We start from the raw sequence: 15404 nt of genomic DNA, 5'->3' as shown, positions 1-15404 counted from the left end.
CGCTGACCGACGGTCTACCCGGCGGCGCCCTCGCCGGGCAGCGCGGCGGCCCGGACCCGACCCACCAGGACGATCACGGCCAGCACCATCACCAGCACCACCACGAAGGCCAGCCGCAGGTCGAGGGCACCAGCGAGCAGACCGATGACGGGCGCGGCCAGCAGCATTCCCGGCCACTGGCCCATCGCCACCACCGAGACGCCCTCACCGGAGGTCAGGCCGGGCTGCTCGCCGGCGAAACCGAGCACCGTCGGCGTGACACACGCGAGACCGAACCCGAGCAGACCGAACCCGGCCATCACGGCGGCGGGGTGCGGAACGGCCAGCGGCAGCGCCAGCCCGGCAGCAGCGACGAGGGCGGAGAGCCGGACGAAACGGATCCGGCCGATCCGCCCGGCGAGCGTGTCGCCGACCAGCCGGGCGCCGGCGGCGGCCAGCGAGAGACAGGTGTACGTCGCGGCGGCCAGCACCGCTCCGGCGGCGGCGACCTCGGTGGCGTACAGGGCGCTCCACTGGGCGCCCGCCATCTCCACGAACGACGCCAGGAACGCGATCGCGGCGAGCAGCAGCAACTGGGGCGTGAAGCGGTCGCGCAGCCGGCGACGCGCCTCGCCCTTCTTCGTCTCCTGCCGAGGCGTGTCGGGCAGCCATCGCTGGGTGCCGATCAGCACCACACCGAGCAGGGCGCTGGTGATCGCCATCTGGATCGACGGGGACAGGCCGACGGCGGCGGCTCCGGTGCCGCTGAGTCCACCGGCGAGCACGCCGATGCTGAACCCGGCGTGGAACGTGGACAGGATCGGGCGGCCGTACTGCTTCTGCACCTCGACCGACTGCGCGTTCATCGGGGTGGCCAGCAGGTTGGCGGCGAACCCCCAGACGGCGAGCCCGCCCACCAACGCGACCACCGTGGTCGAGGCGGCGGGTGTTGATCCGGCTGATCAGCACCGCGACCACCACGAGCGAGATCAGTTCACCGGCGTTGGTGGCGATGTTCGCCAGGCCCCAGCCGGTGTTGCCGAGGCCGACCGCGTTCCGCACGTCCGGCACCCGGGACGACCAGCCACCGATGGCCCGGCCCATGATGACGAAGAGGAGCACCACCGGATAGCGGGCCCGGACGGCGCTTCGCGGCACCGGTGGCGCCTTCCGGTCGGATTGCTGGTGCGTCGAGGTGTCCGTCATGGTCGTCGTACCTCTCCCGAGTCGGCCTGGATCCTGGTCCCCGCCCTCTCCGCGCCTCTTCTACCCTGCCGCGTGATCGAAGAGGCACGCGCCGTCAGGAAGCCGGAGCTGTGCCGGGCACCGGTCCGGGTCGGTGACGAGAGCGGCGACGACCGCCAGGTAGTCGTCGACCAGCCCACGGACCAGGTCGTCGGCGAAGAAACTGCGGTTGCGGATGAACACCCCACCGGCCCGGTCGTCGTCCACCACCACGATCGGCGACCCCCGCTTGAGCAGTTGGAACGGGAGGAGAACCGGCTGGAGGAACTCGCCGTCGGGGACATCTCGGTCCGCCACAGCCTCTCCGGCAGCTACCAGGCGCTCACACCCCAGGCGCGGGCCGCGCTCAACGCGCTGGCCAGCAGCGACTTACTCATCACCCAGTCGAGTGCCGGCGACATCCTGCACCTGCCCCGGCCCCAGGCCAACCGGGTGGTCGAGGATCTCGTCGCGCACAACCTGCTGGTGCCGGTCGACTCGGACGGCGCCGGGCAGCGTTTTCACCTGCCCGTCCTGCTTCGCATCTTCGCTCGTGAGTGCGCCGCCCCGCGTACTCTGCTCTCCTCGGCGGCCTGAACCGGCGTCGCGGGATTAGTACATCTGGTGGCTCCCGTACGGACACCGCCGCCGCTTATCCTCCCGAGGTCTAACCCTCGGAGGCCGCGCACATGCAGCGAAGAAGAAGTACACGACTACTCACAATCCCGAGCGTACTGGTCACCGCCGCCGCGCTCACCCTCTCCAGTGGCACCGCCGCCCTCGCCGACCCGGTGCCCACGACGCCGTTCATCAGTGAGATCCACTACGACAACGTCGGCGCGGACGTCGGCGAGGCGATCGAGATCGAGGCGCCGGTCGGCTACGACCTGAGCGGTTGGCAGATCGTCCTCTACAACGGCGCAAACGGGGCGCCATACAACACCAGGACGCTCAATGGAAACGTCCCGGCGGCGGGCGTCGTCGTCGCGTCGTACCCGGCCGACGGCATCCAGAACGGCGCGCCCGACGGCATCGCGCTGGTCAAGCCCGACGGCGGGGTGGCGGAGTTCCTCACCTACGAGGGCACCTTCACCGCGGTCGGCGGACCGGCGAACGGCCGGGCCGGTGTCGACATCGGCGTGGAGGAGACCGGCTCCACCCCGGTCGGCCACTCCCTCCAGAAGATCGACGGCACCTGGCGGCCGCCGGCGCCGGACAGCTTCGGGGCGCGCAACAGCGCTTCCGGGCCGGGCCCGGATCCGGACCCGGATCCGCCGCTGGGCTGCACCGTCACGGTCGACCGCACCATCGCCGAGGTCCAGGGCACCGGCAGCGCCACGCCACTGGCCGGCACCCGGGTCACCGTCGAGGGCATCGTCACCGCCGACCACCGCACCGGTGGCTTCAACGGCGTCTACGTGCAGACGGCGGGTAGCGGCGGGGAGCGCACCGTCGCCGCCGGAACCGCCTCGGACGGCATCTTCGTCTACCTGACCACCAGCACCGCCAACCACCCGTCGGTCGCGATCGGCGACCGGGTCCGGGTCAGCGGCACCGCGAGTGAGTTCAACGGCCTCACCCAGCTCACCATCGCTGCCAAGAGCGACGTCCAGGTCTGCGAGCAGGGCGCACCGCTGCCTGCTCCGGTCCCGGTCGAGCTGCCGCTGACCGACGACGCCCGCGAGTCGGTCGAGTCGATGCTGGTGGCCCCGGTCGGCCAGTACACCGTCTCGGAGGTCTACAACACCAACCGCTTCGGCGAGGTCGTGCTCGCCGCCGGTGAGAAGCCGGCCGCAATCCCGACCGACGTGGCCCGCCCAGGTTCGGAGACGGCCGTCCAGCTCGCCGCCGACAACAAGGCGCGCCGGCTCCTGGTCGACGACGGCAAGACCACCAACCTGGCGACCGCCGGGCTGATTCCCCCGTACGTCTCCCCGGCGCACCCGCTGCGGGTCGGCGACTCGGTGGAGGCGTTCGGTCCGTCGGTGCTGTCGTACGCCTTCAACGAGTGGCGTCTACAGCCGACCAGCCCGGTCGACGCCGACACCCCGTCGGCCGCCCGGACCACCTTCAAGCCCACCAACCCGCGTACCGCCGCCCCGGTCGACGTCGGCGGCGACCTGCGGGTGGCCAGCTTCAACGTGCTGAACTACTTCGTCCACTTCGGTGGCGACGCACGCGGTGCCGCGAACGAGGCGGCGCTGGCCAAGCAGGAGGCGAAGATCGTCTCGGCGATCAGCGCGCTGGACGCCGACGTGGTCGCCCTCCAGGAGATCGAGAACTCGGTCCGGTTCAACGCCACGGACCCGCAGCAGGCGCTCAAGCGCCTGGTCGCCGCCCTGAACACCGAGGACGGCGCGGGCACCTGGGACTACGTCCGGACCCCGACCGAGCTGCCGGGCGCTGCCCAACAGGACGTCATCACCACAGCGATCATCTTCAAGCCGGCCAAGGCCCAGCCGAAGGGCCCGTCGCGCTCGGTGAACGACGAGTCGGTCTGGTTCAACGCCCGCGAGCCGATCGCGCAGACGTTCACCGCCGGCCCGGTCGACTTCACCGTGGTCAACAACCACTTCAAGTCCAAGAGCGGCGCCGGCAGCGGTGACAACGCCGACACCGGGGACGGTCAGGGCGGCTGGAACGGTGACCGGGTCCGTCAGGCCCAGGCGCTGACCGCCTTCGTCGACCAGGTCAAGGCCGACAGCGGCACCTCGGACGTGCTGCTGCTGGGCGACTTCAACGCGTACACCCACGAGGACCCGATGCAGGTCTTCTACGACAAGCAGTACGCAAACCTCAACGACACCGGCCGGACGAGCTACGTCTTCAGCGGTGAGTCCGGCTCACTCGACCACGCTCTGGCCTCGCCGTCGCTGGCGGCGCGGGTGACCGGGGTCGACGTCTGGCAGACCAACGCGGTCGAGTCGTACGCCTTCCAGTACGACGGGGTGCCGTCGTTCTTCGCGCCGGACCCGTACCGGGCCAGCGACCACAACCCGCTGATCGTCGGGATCAACACCGGGGCGAGCCCGGTCGACCTGCAACTGCTGACCATCAACGACTTCCACGGTCGGCTGGAGTCCCCGGCCACCGCGAACGGTCAGCCGGTCGGCGGCGCCGCCCAGCTCACCGGCCTGGTGAACCAGCTGCGGGCGCAGAACCCGTACACCGCGTTCGTCTCCGCCGGTGACAACATCGGCGCGTCCACCTTCATCTCGGCGATCGACGACGACAACCCGACGATCGACTTCCTCAACCAGGCCGGGCTGACCGCGTCGGCGGTGGGCAACCACGAGTTCGACAAGGGCATGGCCGACCTGACCGAGCGGGTGATGGAGCGGTCCGACTTCCCGATCCTCGGCGCCAACGTCTACCGGGGTGACTCCCCGGCGATGCCGGAGTACTCGGTCAGCTCCATCGGCGGGGTACGGGTCGGCTTCATCGGCGTGGTCACCGAGCAGACCGCCTCGTTGGTCAGCCCGGACGGCATCGCCGGACTGACCTTCCGCGAACCGGTCGCCGAGGCCAACCGGGTCGCCGCCCAGCTCAAGGACGGCGACCCGGACAACGGCGAGGCCGACGTGGTGGTGCTGCTCGCGCACGAGGGTGCCGCGACGGAGAACATCGACTCCCCCGAGGCGCTGGCGAACGACCCGGTCTTCGGCAAGTTCACCCGCGCCGACGCCACCATCGACGCCATCTTCAGCGGCCACACCCACCAGCCGTACGCCTTGCAGGTCCCGGTCCCCGGCACCGACAAGCTGCGCCCGGTGGTCCAGGCCGAGGACTACGGCAAGCGACTGGGCAAGGTCACGCTGACCTTCGACCCGCAGTCGAAGTCGGTCACCGCCTCCGACGCCTCGCTGGTCGACGTGGTCGGCGCGCCGCAGGACCCGGCGGTGGCCGGCATCGTGGCCGCCGCGAAGGTCCGGGCGGAGGAGCTGGGTCAGCGCAAGCTCGGCGAGATCACCGCCGACATCCGGCGGGCCTACACCGACGGCAACGAGGACCGGGGCAAGGAGTCGGCGCTGGGCAACTTCATCGCCGACGTGCAGCTCGCCGGCACCGCCGACGCCGGCCGGGGCGGGGCGCAGATCGCGTTCATGAACCCGGGCGGTCTGCGGGCCGACCTGCTGTACCGGACCGACGGCACGGTGAGCTACGCCGACGCCTTCGCCGTCCAGCCGTTCTCCAACGACGTGGTCACCAGGTCCTACACCGGCGCCGAGATCAAGCAGGTGCTGGAGCAGCAGTGGCAGCCGGCGGGCGCGTCCCGTCCGGTGCTGTGGCTGGGCGCGTCGAAGGGCTTCGGCTACACCTACGACCCGACCGCCGCGCAGGGCTCGCGGATCACCTCGATGCAGCTCAACGGCGTACCGATCGACCTGGCCGGCACCTACCGGGTCACGGTGAACTCGTTCCTCGCCTCCGGTGGGGACAACTTCACCACCCTCGGCGGGGGCACCGACCAGGTCACCACCGGCGACAACGATCTGACCATGCTGACGAACCATCTCGCCACCAACTCGCCGGTCACCCCGGACACCACGCCGCGCTCGGCCGTCGGGCAGGGCGACCCGGACTGGGACGTCACCGTGCAGGCCCGCAGCCAGTGCGTCGGCACCAACGCGTACGTCTCGGTCAACGCCCAGAACGCCGACGACGTGGCGCTCACCATCGAACTGGTCACCCCGTACGGCTCACGCACGGTCATCGACGTGGCTCCGGGCAAGACCGCCTACCAGGCGTTCAACACCCGGGCCAAGACGGTGGCGGCCGGTACGTCGACGGTCAAGGTCACCGGTACCGTCAACGGCCAGCCGGTCACCACGCAGGTCGAGGCGCCGTTCCCCGCGCTTACCTGCGGTTAGTTTGCTCGCGGTGGCGGTGCCCACGGGTGCCGCCACCGCACCATCCCCCGTTCGAAAGACATGAGCACCAAACGGAGCATCGAATGCACACAAGGAACCACAAGCGGCTGATCGCGGCGGCTGCCGCCGGCGCGCTGCTGGCCGGGTCGCTGGCGCTGGCGTCGCCGGCCCTCGCCGAGCCGGTCGACAGCACCGACGTGCGCGTCACCGTCGACATCGAAGAGGTCAAGGAGCCGGGCGTGCTCGCGATGTCGATCGCGGGCAGCTCGGTGGCGCTGGCCGAGGACGGGTCGACCCTGCTGGTCCGCCAGTTCGTCGGCACCCTGCCGACGGTCACCGTCACCGACACCCGGACCGCCGACGAGGTGCCCGAGGGCGCCGCCTGGGCGGTCCTGGGCAGCGCGACCAACTTCGTCGGCAGCAGCGGCCAGGACCCGATCAGCGCCGGACACCTGGGCTGGAAGCCGCGCCTGGTCGACGGCGGCGACAGCGGCCTGGTCAGCGAGGGCGAGGAGGTCGTGACCGTGCTGGACGAGCCGACCCAACCGGGCAACAACGTGGGTCTGACCGACCAGGAACTGCTGGTCTCCACGTTCGACTCGGGCGCGGTCGCCGGTGACGCGTACTCCGTCGACGCCGGCCTGTTCCTGCGTACCCCGGCCGACGTGGCCGCCGGGTCGTACACCTCGACGCTGACCCTCTCCCTGTTCGAGTAGTGCCCTGGTCGGGGAGCCGCCTCAGGCGGCTCCCCCGGCCGCCCCCTACCGCCGAAGGATTCCGCCATGTTCCGAACCTCGCCGCGAGCGCTGTCGCGGCTGCTCGCCGTGCTGGCCGTGGTGCTCGTCGCCACGCCGATCGCACCGGCCGGTGCGATGGCGGAGCCGACCACCCCGACCGTCACCTGGGCGGTCCAGCCGGCCGACCGCAACGGCCCGGACGGGCGGCGGTGGATCGAGCACACCCTCGACCCCGGTCAGGTCATGACCGAACACCTGGCGGTCCGCAACTTGAGCGACTCCTCGGTGGTCTTCTCCCTCAAGGCGGCCGACGGCTACCTCACCGACAAGGGCCGCTTCAACATGCTGCCCTCGAACGAGACGTCGGTGGACGGCGGCACCTGGATCGAGGTGCAGGAACAGGTCACCGTCGGCGCCAGGCAGACGAAAGTGGTGCCGTTCACCATCACCGTGCCGGAGAACGCCACCCCGGGCGACCACCCGGCCGGCATCGCGGCGACCGTCACCAGCACCGGCGGCACGGTCGCCGTGGAGAGCCGGGTCGGCTTCCGGGTGATGATGCGCGCCAGCGGCACGATCACCGCCAGCCTTGCGGTCGACGGCCTCACCGCCACCTACACGCCCTCGTGGAACCCGTTCTCGGGCGGCACGGTCCAGGTCAGCTACACCGCCACCAACAACGGCAACGTCACGGTGACCGGCAGCGGCCAGGTGACCGTCAGCGAACTGTTCGGCCTGACCGGGCGGGATGCCACGACCGAGGTCGACGAGATCCTGCCGGGCGGCCAGAAGACGTTCGACGCCCGCGTCGACGGCGTGTGGGGGTTGGGCCGGATGCGGACCACCGTCGACATCACGCCCGCCGTGCAGGGCGGCGACGCGACCGACGCGGTGATCCGCCCCGCCTCGGCCACCGTCACCACGTGGAGCGTCCCCTGGGCGCAGCTCGTGCTCCTGCTGGTGGTCGTCGCCCTCGTGGTCGTCGTGGTCGTCGTCCGTCGGCGTCGTCGGCGGCGACTCGCGCAGATGCTCGCCACCGCCCGTGAAGAGGGCCGGGCCGAGGGCCGCAAGACCACCACCGTCGGCGGCTGACCGGACGCCCGGCGTACGCCTCGGCGTGACGCCGGTCAGCCGGTCGGCGGTGTGCGGCATGCAAAGATCAAGGCTGATCGTGACCGAGATCTGGCAGCTATGGCGCTCAGTGACACAGAGCCTGAGCAAAGGGCGGCCATCCTTGACAGTCTTGCTGGCCTGCGCCCGTTCAGCAGTCCGCAAGCACCGGATGAGCTTGAGCCGGATGGTGGAACTCTGCCACTGGTGCGGTTGCCAACAAAGAAGCGGCGCACCGGACGTTGGCGGTAGCCGGGGATGGCCTCCGACGGTCACCACAACCAACACCGCCACTCAGGCGTCAAGCATCCCAGCCTTGACGCCCTGGACGAAGTCGGTCCACTGGCTGGTCGTGAAAGACAGCACCGGGCCCTGCCGGTCCTTGCTGTCGCGGACAGCGACCACGGCCGGGAGATTGTCCGCCACCTCGACGCACGCGCCGCCGTTGTTGTCGCTGCGGGTGGACTTGCGCCACACCGCGCCAGTGAGATCCGGGGTCATCATGGTCAACCTCTACTCAATCTCGCCTGCTATCCGCAGGATGAGCCTGCGGGACTCCACCGGCCCGAGGGCGGCTGCCCGCAGGCGGTCCCACAACCGAGTGTAGGCCCGGAGGGCTTCGGGGCTATCGAGGTATTCCGCGTCGGTGAAGGTCTCCAAATAGATGACTTCCGAGGTCATGTCTTCCCCGAACCGCAGGACGATGAAGTTGTACGACGAGGTCTCGTACGTCTGGGCATCGAAGGCGAAGACTTGGATTGTGACGTTCGGCCGATCTGCCACCTCCGCCAGGTGCAGCAGTTGCTCCCGCATCGTTGCGGGCCCTCCGAGGTTCCGGCGTAGCGCCGACTCGCTGAGGATCAAGCTGAGTTCGGGTCCGTCCTCACGATCGATGACCTTCTGTCGTTCCAGCCGCACGGCGACTTGCTGGTCTTCGTCCTCCGTAACGTTCATCGCCCTCACGTAGGACTCAACCTGCAGAATGCCGGGGATGACCTCAGGCTGATACCACCGGATCTCTGCCGCATCGGCTTCAAGGTCGAGGTACTGCCGGAACCAGTCGGGCACCACGTTGCGGTAGCCACTCCACCGCCCGCGCTGCCGACCTGCCCGCGCAAGGTCGCGCAATGGCTCGGCTTCGTCGCCGGTCACGCCGTAGAAGTCGAGTAGCAGTTTGAGATCGGTGAGGCGGATGCCGGACTGACCCAGCTCCAACCGGCTGATCTTGCTCGATGATGAGTCGATCACCTCAGCGGCTTCATCTTGCGTCTTGCCCGCTGCCTCGCGCGCTCTGCGCAGCTCGTTGCCGAGTCGCCGTCGCTGGATCGTCGGATTGACCATCGCCTGAGTATGGCCGACCTGACAGCGCGTGACATGAGACATCGCTCTGTGTTCCCAAATCGTGACTCCGTCCGTACGATCAATTTGGACTTACAAATTAGAGGACCATTCCGGCCTTGCGGGAGCAGACATGTCTAAGCACATGACCTACGCCGAGTACGTGTTAGCTCTGGCCGAAGACCTGGCGCGCAAGCACAGGCCGGTGTGGTCGCTGCATCGGGCAAGGCGCGTATGCCTGTGCGGGTCGCCCCTGCCCTGCCGCGTGAAGCAGCGCGTCTTGATCAACCGGGGGCACTGGCGATGACGGAGCACCTACCGGTTCGGCCGACCTGGGTCTGTCTGCGGTGCGATGCACCCTGGCCGTGCGCTATCAGCCGAACGGAACTGGTCGACGAGTACGGCGCAGCACGCACCTGTCTGACCCTTTACCTGGGTTCGTACATGCTGTCAGCCGCCGAGGATATGAGCTGGGTGCCCACGGAAAGCCTCCGCCGGAGGTTCCTCGGATGGCTGACCTGACCACACCCTGCCCCGGCGATCTGCTCCGCGTCGGACGTGAGGCCAGCGTGCAGTTCCGACAGCCGATCCTGTTCCGCGTGATCCGGGTCCTGAACTGGACCACATACGACGGGTGGATCTGGTTGGAGGGCTACCAGCTCAACGGCCGAGGAGATGCGGTCGACCGCCGGGCCATCTTCGTCCAACCGGCCGGACTGCGGACCGCACCGGCACCCGTGGCGGTCCGGCGATCGGGGCGGAAGAGGGTTTCCTCCAAGCGCTGCGGCACGGCCTCCGCGGGGACAGCGGAGCCGGGGCCGTCGCCGTAGGCTTCCGCCATGCTGGCGTACCGGTCGGTGGACATGGGGTGGGGTCGGCTGGCGTACCGCAGCGTCGAGGGCGGGCCGGGCACGGCGACCGCGCCGCCGATGGTGCTGGTGCACGGCGGCGGGGGCGACGGCACCACCTGGGACGCGCTGGCGCAGACGTTCGCGCGGCACCGCACCGTCCACCTGCCCGACCTGCGTGGCATGGGCCGCAGCGACCGGGTCGGGCCGTACTCGCTCGCCGTGCTGCACGACGACCTGCTGGCGCTTCTCGACCGGCTGGCCCTTGGCCAGCCTCCCGGTGCCCACGCTGGTGGTGGCCGGCGGGCCGGGCAGCTACCTGCCGCAGGAGCCGATGGCCCGGATGGCCGGCAGCTTCCCCGCCGGGCGTCTGGTGACCGTCCCGACCGGTCACCACGTCCACGCGCAGGCACCCGATGTCTTCGTCGCCGCCGTCGAGTCCTTCCTCGCCGACCCGCCCACGGCCCGCGCCGTCCCGTCAGGCGCGTAGTCCCCGGAGCAGGATCCCCACGTACCGGTCGCGGTCGGCGTCGCCGCTCACCGTGACCGCGTGCTGGAGGCCGCAGAACAGCGCCCGGACATCGTCGGCGGTGATTTCCGGGCGGATGGCACCGGCGGCTCGGGCGCGGTGCAACAGCCGGTCCACGGCCGTGGTCAGCGCCTGCCCCAGTGCCCTGGTCTCGGGGCGGGCGGCCTCGGGCTCGGCCAGGACGGCGGCGAGCGCCGGGTCGCCGAGCTGGTGATCGAGTGCGGTCCGGAGCAACCGCGCCAACTCCGTGGCGATGTCCGGCCCGGCGGCAGCCTGCTCGGCCGCGTCGACGAGGTGGGTGAACCGCTCCGCGGCCAACGCCTCCAGGAGAGCCTGCCGGCTGGGGAAGTGCCGGTAGACGGTGCCGACGCCGACACCGGCCGCCTTGGCGATGGCGTTCATCGGCAACTCCGTGTCACCGGCGGCCAGCCGCTCCCGAGCTGCCCGCAGCATCCGGGCACGCACCCGGGCCGAGTCCGCGCGTAGGGGCTCGGCGTTCGTCGGCGGGTCGGTGGACACAGCACGAGGATAATCCATCCACACGTGAGCGGATTATTTTTCCGTTCACGTGCTACGGTCGAGACGCCGCAGCGGATAGTTCATCCGCTGCGATAGACCGGAGGTGCCTCATGCCCGTTTCCTGGACGTTCGACGACATCCCCGACCAGCGCGGCCGCACGGCGGTCGTCACCGGGGCCAGCAGTGGTCTCGGCCTGGTCGCCGCCGAACAGCTCGCCGCCCGGGGCGCGACGGTCATCATGGCCGTCCGCGACCTGGCCAAGGCCGAGCGGGCCCGCGCCGGCATCGCCGGCGACCTGCTGGTACGCCGGCTCGACCTGGCCGATCTCGACTCGGTCCGCGAGTTCGCCGCCGAGCTGCGCGCCGAGGGCCGCCAGATCGACCTGCTGCTCAACAACGGCGGGACCGCCAAGCCGGGCCACCAGCACTCCGCCCAGGGGTACGAGAGCGTCTTCGCCACCAACCACCTGGGCCACTTCGCCCTGACCGGCCTGCTGCTGGACCTCTTCCGGCCCGATCGCGACCCGAGGGTGGTCACCGTCGGCTCCGACCTCTACCGACTGCTTCGCGGCGGACCCGACCTGGACGATCTGGCCGGCGACCCGGCCGTCACCCCGCCCGTGGCCTACATCCGGTCGAAGCAGGCCAACGCCCTGTTCGGTGTCGAACTGGACCGCCGGCTGCGCCGTGCCGGCAGCCCGGTACGCAGCCTCCTCGCCCACCCCGGCATGGCCCGCACCCCGATGAACCGCCGGTACGACAGTGCGGGGGAATGGGCGGTGACCCGGATCGGCGGTCTCCTGCTCGCCCGCAGTTCCCAGAGCGGGACCGTCCCGCTCCTCTACGCCGCCACCGCCCCGACCGCCGAGACCGGCGTCTTCCACGGCCCGCCCGTGCTCAGGTGGGGCAACCGGGTGCACGCCCGCCCGGTCGTCGCGCCCGGCAACGACCGGGCCCTGGCCGCGCGCCTCTGGCAGGTCTCCCAGGACGCGACCGGCGTGCGCTACCTCGACGCACCGAGGGCCGCCGCTGCGCCGAAATGATCAGCCAGTCGCCTCCAGGGCCACGCGGAACACCATCGTGACGCTGAACCCGTTGCACACCGCCGAGCATGCCGAGCGGATGGCCGGCGACATCACCTGACCCGCCTGCTGGACGGCCTGAAGGTCTAGCCGAGACGGGCGATCAACCGCTCCCCCTCGGGCCAGGGACCGAACCCGGTCGCGCTGTCGAGATGCCCGACCTCGCCCGCGTCGACCAGCTCCGCGCCCCAGCCCTCGGCGAACTGCTCGAACTGAGCGAAGGTGGTGTACGGGTCGGTCCGGCTGGCGACCAAAACCGTCCGGAACGGCAAGGTGGTGCGGGGAACGAGCCAGGGCAGGTCCCGGGGGTCGTCCGGCTCGTACCCGTCGATGAAAGGCGGGGTGACGAGCAGGGCGCCGACGACCGGACCGGTGTGCTCGGCCGCCCATACGACGGTGCTGACACACCCGGCGCTGTGCGCGATGAGCACGGCTGGTTCGGTCGAGGCGTGGACGGCCTCGTGCAGCGCCGCCACCCGGTCCCGAAGGACCAGCGGCGGGCCGGGCGGTTCGGGTGCCCACCGGTAGTCCGGGTGCCGGTCGGCGAGCCAGTTCATCCAGTGCTCGGGTCGCGGTGTCCCCCGTCCGGGCACGAGCAGGTGTCGGTTCACCTGGCCGACGGTAACGGCGCGCACGCGCCGTGTCAGTCCTGTTGCGACCCGACCGATGGCAGGCTGCCCGGTTCGATGCTGCCCAGGTGGTGAGCGGAGACCGAGTCGAGCACCGCGTCCAGCGGGCGCGGCATCCGGTCCAGGTCGAGCGCCTGCACCATGAGCCGGGCGTACGCCTCCTTGCGGCCGGACCGGGTGCCGACGAACCGGTGCAACTGGGCGGTCAGCTCCCGCCCCTGCTGCGCCGGTTGCCGCTGGAACAGCCGGAAGGAACGCAGGTCGCCGACGGCGTCCAGGAACTCCTGCACCCCGTCGGTGCCGACGGCCCGGATCAACTCGTCCTCCAGGTCCCGTACGCAGACGTGGAACCCGAGTTCGGCGATTCGGTCGGTGGACGCGGCGGTGGCGATACCGGCCCGGTCGAGAGCCCGCCGGACGAAGCCCTCCTCGGCCACGTCGTAGAGGCCGGCCAGGCGTAGGCCGCGTCCCTGCGGGCCGAGCAGGACCAGGTGATGCCCGATGTTGGTGATCCCGCCCATCGGCAGTACCCGTACGCCCTCGGCGGCCAGGTCCCGACCTCGACGGGTGGCGAGCGCCTGCACCGCCGCCTGATCGCTGGCCCCCTCGACCAGCAGCACGGAGCGGGCGTCGCCCAGGGTGTCGATCGAGATCTGCACCCTCACCTCCCGGCCGGTCAGCACCATCATGCCGACCTGCTCCCGGACGGCCCAGCGAGTTACCGCGCGGGCAAGGCGGTCAGGAGGCGAGTCGCCCGGTGGACGGGGCCGGCTCGGCGAGCCGGGTCGCCAGGTCGTCCAGCGAGAGCCCGAGGACCCGGGCCAGGGCGGCGACGGTGAAGTAGGCGGGCGAGGCAATCGCCCCGCGTTCGATCTTGCGCAGCGTGTCCAGCGAGATGCCGGCCTGGAGGGCTACGGCGGCGGCACTCCGGCCGCCACGGGCCTGCTGGAGCAGCCGCCCCAGCACCAGGCCGCGCGCCCGCTCGTCCTCGGTCATGGGGGTACGCACCATGGGCCTATAGTAATCCTGGTATTAAAATACCAGGGCCGGGGAGCACACCGCCCCACCGGCACGAACGACGAAGAGGTGGAGATGGTCGAGTTGAAGACGCCGGGCGAGATCGCCGTGATGCGCGAGGCCGGGCGGGTGGTGGCGACGGCGCTCGCCGCGACCCAGACGGCGGCCACGGTCGGCACGTCCCTGCGAGAGTTGGACGAGATCGCCGCCACGGTGATCAGCGAGGCCGGCGCGAAGCCCTCGTTCCTGCACTACCACCCACGGTCGGCACCCAGCCCCTTCCCGGCGGTCATCTGCACCTCGGTCAACGACGCGGTGGTGCACGGCATCCCCACGTCGTACCGGCTCGCCGAGGGGGACGTGCTGAGCGTCGACTGCGGCGCGTACATCGACGGGCTGCACGGCGACTCGGCGGTGACCTTCATCGTCGGCGCCGCCGACCCGGACGACCAGACGCTGGTGGACGAGACCCGACGCGCCCTGCACGCCGGCATCGCCGCCGCCACGCCCGGCGCCCGGATGGGCGACATCGCCCACGCCATCGGCACCATCGGCCGGTCGCGGGGATTCGGTCTGATGGAGAACCACGGCGGCCACGGGATCGGCCGCGCCATGCACGAGGACCCGTTCGTGCCCAACGAGGGCAAGCCCGGCCGAGGTCTGCGGCTCAGGCCGGGGCTGGTCCTCGCGCTCGAACCGATGTTCCTCGCCGGTGGGAACGACAGGTACCGGGTGGACCGGGACGGCTGGACGCTCCGGTCCGCCGACGGCAGCCGGGCCGCGCACTGGGAGCACACCATCGCGGTCACCGAGGACGGGCCGGTGATCCTCACCGCTCGCTGAGACCGGCACCCACGGGCACGTCAGGCGCTCGCCGCCTCCCCGGCGGCGAGGAACCTGACCCGGTCGGCCTCGGTGTCGATGTCACCGCCGTCGGCCACGTCGGCGACCGGCACGACCCGGATCTGCTCGGCACGTTCACGCAGATAGGGACGGGCACCCACGTCACCGACGGCCGACGCGGCGACACCCGCCCAGTGCGCCCGGCCGAGCAGGACCGGGTGACCGCGGCCGGTGTGGTACCCCGCCATCGCGAGCACCTGCGGGGCGGCGAGACCGACGAGCCGGCGTACCGCCTCCGGGATGATGCCCGGCATGTCGACCAGGAGCACCAGCGCGGCCACCGCCGGAGTAGGCGCCAGCGCGGCGAGACCGGCACGCAGGGACGACCCCATCCCGCTGGCCCACTCCGGATTGACGGCCACCGTCGCTCCGGCCAGATCGGCGCGGGCGGCGACCGACTCCGCGTCGGCACCGAGCACCACGGTCACCGGATCGCAGCCACCGGCCGCCAGGGTGGCCACCGTACGTTCCACGAGCAGCCGGCCGTGCACCTCCACCAGCGCCTTGGGTCGCCCGTAGCGGCGGCCCGCGCCCGCCGCGAGCACCAGCCCGGCGACCGGGGTGCCCGGTCCGCAGTGTGTCGGATCCACCCGTGGACGCTAACACCGCCCCGGCGGT

Annotated in this window: 18 protein-coding genes and 1 pseudogene; 10 read left to right on the top strand and 9 right to left on the bottom strand. The window is 70.9% G+C overall.

All coding sequences use genetic code 11. The features are described 5' to 3' along the window. Positions 1-14 precede the first annotated feature (14 nt). Entirely contained in the window at positions 15-908 is an 894-nt protein-coding gene (locus tag ID554_RS16260) for an MFS transporter (RefSeq protein WP_223884111.1), read from the bottom strand. A 17-nt stretch (positions 909-925) separates the two neighbouring features. On the opposite strand from ID554_RS16260, the gene ID554_RS31735 reads away from it, so the two are divergent. Further along, positions 926-1111 carry a hypothetical protein gene (locus ID554_RS31735; protein ID WP_223884110.1) on the top strand — a complete coding sequence of 62 codons (186 nt, stop codon included), beginning with the start codon at positions 926-928 and terminating at the stop codon, positions 1109-1111. Between the two features lie 134 nt (positions 1112-1245). Here the strand turns inward: ID554_RS31735 and ID554_RS16255 are convergent, their stop codons facing one another. Next, on the bottom strand, positions 1246-1437 hold the full coding sequence (locus ID554_RS16255; RefSeq protein ID WP_223884109.1) for a hypothetical protein: 192 nt from the start codon (positions 1435-1437) through the stop codon (positions 1246-1248). A 24-nt stretch (positions 1438-1461) separates the two neighbouring features. Here ID554_RS16255 and ID554_RS16250 point away from each other — a divergent pair, with 24 nt between their 5' ends. The 4 genes from ID554_RS16250 (at position 1462) to ID554_RS16235 (ending at position 7903) form a co-directional block, all read left to right on the top strand. Next, a complete protein-coding gene (locus ID554_RS16250) occupies positions 1462-1800 on the top strand; it encodes a helix-turn-helix domain-containing protein (RefSeq protein WP_147333534.1) in 339 nt (112 codons plus the stop codon). A 92-nt stretch (positions 1801-1892) separates the two neighbouring features. After that, positions 1893-6074, top strand: a complete 4182-nt coding sequence (locus ID554_RS16245; RefSeq protein WP_117229932.1) for an ExeM/NucH family extracellular endonuclease — start codon at positions 1893-1895, stop codon at positions 6072-6074. 83 nt (positions 6075-6157) lie between these two features. Next, positions 6158-6790, top strand: a complete 633-nt coding sequence (locus ID554_RS16240) for a hypothetical protein (protein ID WP_117229933.1) — start codon at positions 6158-6160, stop codon at positions 6788-6790. A 66-nt stretch (positions 6791-6856) separates the two neighbouring features. Continuing rightward, positions 6857-7903 (top strand): WxL protein peptidoglycan domain-containing protein, encoded by a 1047-nt coding sequence (locus ID554_RS16235; RefSeq protein ID WP_117229934.1) that lies wholly within the window; start codon positions 6857-6859, stop codon positions 7901-7903. Between the two features lie 312 nt (positions 7904-8215). Here the strand turns inward: ID554_RS16235 and ID554_RS16230 are convergent, their stop codons facing one another. Together ID554_RS16230 and ID554_RS16225 are read right to left on the bottom strand one after the other, a co-directional pair. Beyond that, positions 8216-8422 carry a DUF397 domain-containing protein gene (locus ID554_RS16230; protein ID WP_117229948.1) on the bottom strand — a complete coding sequence of 69 codons (207 nt, stop codon included), beginning with the start codon at positions 8420-8422 and terminating at the stop codon, positions 8216-8218. Between the two features lie 12 nt (positions 8423-8434). Next, positions 8435-9262 carry a helix-turn-helix domain-containing protein gene (locus ID554_RS16225; protein ID WP_117229935.1) on the bottom strand — a complete coding sequence of 276 codons (828 nt, stop codon included), beginning with the start codon at positions 9260-9262 and terminating at the stop codon, positions 8435-8437. A 506-nt stretch (positions 9263-9768) separates the two neighbouring features. Between ID554_RS16225 and ID554_RS16220 the strand changes: the two genes are divergently transcribed. The 3 genes and pseudogenes from ID554_RS16220 to ID554_RS32455 all read left to right on the top strand — a co-directional run bounded on the left by ID554_RS16220 (position 9769) and on the right by ID554_RS32455 (position 10597). Further along, entirely contained in the window at positions 9769-10089 is a 321-nt protein-coding gene (locus ID554_RS16220) for a hypothetical protein (RefSeq protein WP_158573802.1), read from the top strand. 9 nt (positions 10090-10098) lie between these two features. Next, positions 10099-10320 (top strand): annotated as a pseudogene (locus ID554_RS33130) (alpha/beta fold hydrolase); the annotation flags it as partial. 67 nt (positions 10321-10387) lie between these two features. Then, positions 10388-10597 carry an alpha/beta fold hydrolase gene (locus ID554_RS32455; RefSeq protein WP_233527456.1) on the top strand — a complete coding sequence of 70 codons (210 nt, stop codon included), beginning with the start codon at positions 10388-10390 and terminating at the stop codon, positions 10595-10597. On the opposite strand, the gene ID554_RS16210 is transcribed toward ID554_RS32455, so the two are convergent. After that, positions 10586-11155: a TetR/AcrR family transcriptional regulator gene (locus ID554_RS16210; RefSeq protein WP_199489263.1), complete on the bottom strand. Its 570-nt coding sequence runs from the start codon at positions 11153-11155 to the stop codon at positions 10586-10588. The genes ID554_RS32455 and ID554_RS16210 overlap by 12 nt on opposite strands. 110 nt (positions 11156-11265) lie before the next feature. Here ID554_RS16210 and ID554_RS16205 point away from each other — a divergent pair, with 110 nt between their 5' ends. Further along, positions 11266-12198, top strand: coding sequence for an SDR family NAD(P)-dependent oxidoreductase (locus tag ID554_RS16205; protein ID WP_117229937.1), 933 nt, complete (start codon positions 11266-11268; stop codon positions 12196-12198). Between the two features lie 125 nt (positions 12199-12323). Here the strand turns inward: ID554_RS16205 and ID554_RS16200 are convergent, their stop codons facing one another. From ID554_RS16200 to ID554_RS16190, 3 genes are read right to left on the bottom strand one after another with little or no spacing between them, the layout of a single operon-like run. Beyond that, positions 12324-12848, bottom strand: a complete 525-nt coding sequence (locus ID554_RS16200) for an RBBP9/YdeN family alpha/beta hydrolase (RefSeq protein ID WP_147333535.1) — start codon at positions 12846-12848, stop codon at positions 12324-12326. A 32-nt stretch (positions 12849-12880) separates the two neighbouring features. After that, entirely contained in the window at positions 12881-13555 is a 675-nt protein-coding gene (locus ID554_RS16195) for a TOPRIM nucleotidyl transferase/hydrolase domain-containing protein (protein WP_191088561.1), read from the bottom strand. 49 nt (positions 13556-13604) lie between these two features. Beyond that, complete coding sequence (locus ID554_RS16190; RefSeq protein WP_117229939.1) at positions 13605-13877, bottom strand: helix-turn-helix domain-containing protein; 273 nt, start codon at positions 13875-13877, stop codon at positions 13605-13607. A gap of 81 nt (positions 13878-13958) precedes the next feature. On the opposite strand from ID554_RS16190, the gene map reads away from it, so the two are divergent. Continuing rightward, a complete protein-coding gene (gene map, locus ID554_RS16185) occupies positions 13959-14726 on the top strand; it encodes a type I methionyl aminopeptidase (RefSeq protein ID WP_117229950.1) in 768 nt (255 codons plus the stop codon). Between the two features lie 20 nt (positions 14727-14746). Here the strand turns inward: map and ID554_RS16180 are convergent, their stop codons facing one another. Next, the gene (locus ID554_RS16180; protein WP_223884108.1) at positions 14747-15376 is read right to left on the bottom strand and encodes a nucleotidyltransferase family protein; all 630 of its coding nucleotides are present in this window, start codon (positions 15374-15376) and stop codon (positions 14747-14749) included. Positions 15377-15404 lie beyond the last annotated feature (28 nt).

It is taken from the genome of Micromonospora craniellae (assembly GCF_014764405.1).
Classification (GTDB): Bacteria; Actinomycetota; Actinomycetes; order Mycobacteriales; family Micromonosporaceae; genus Micromonospora; species Micromonospora craniellae.
The sequence above is the reverse complement of the archived record's forward strand: the minus strand, read 5'-3'. Positions and strand labels throughout refer to the sequence as shown.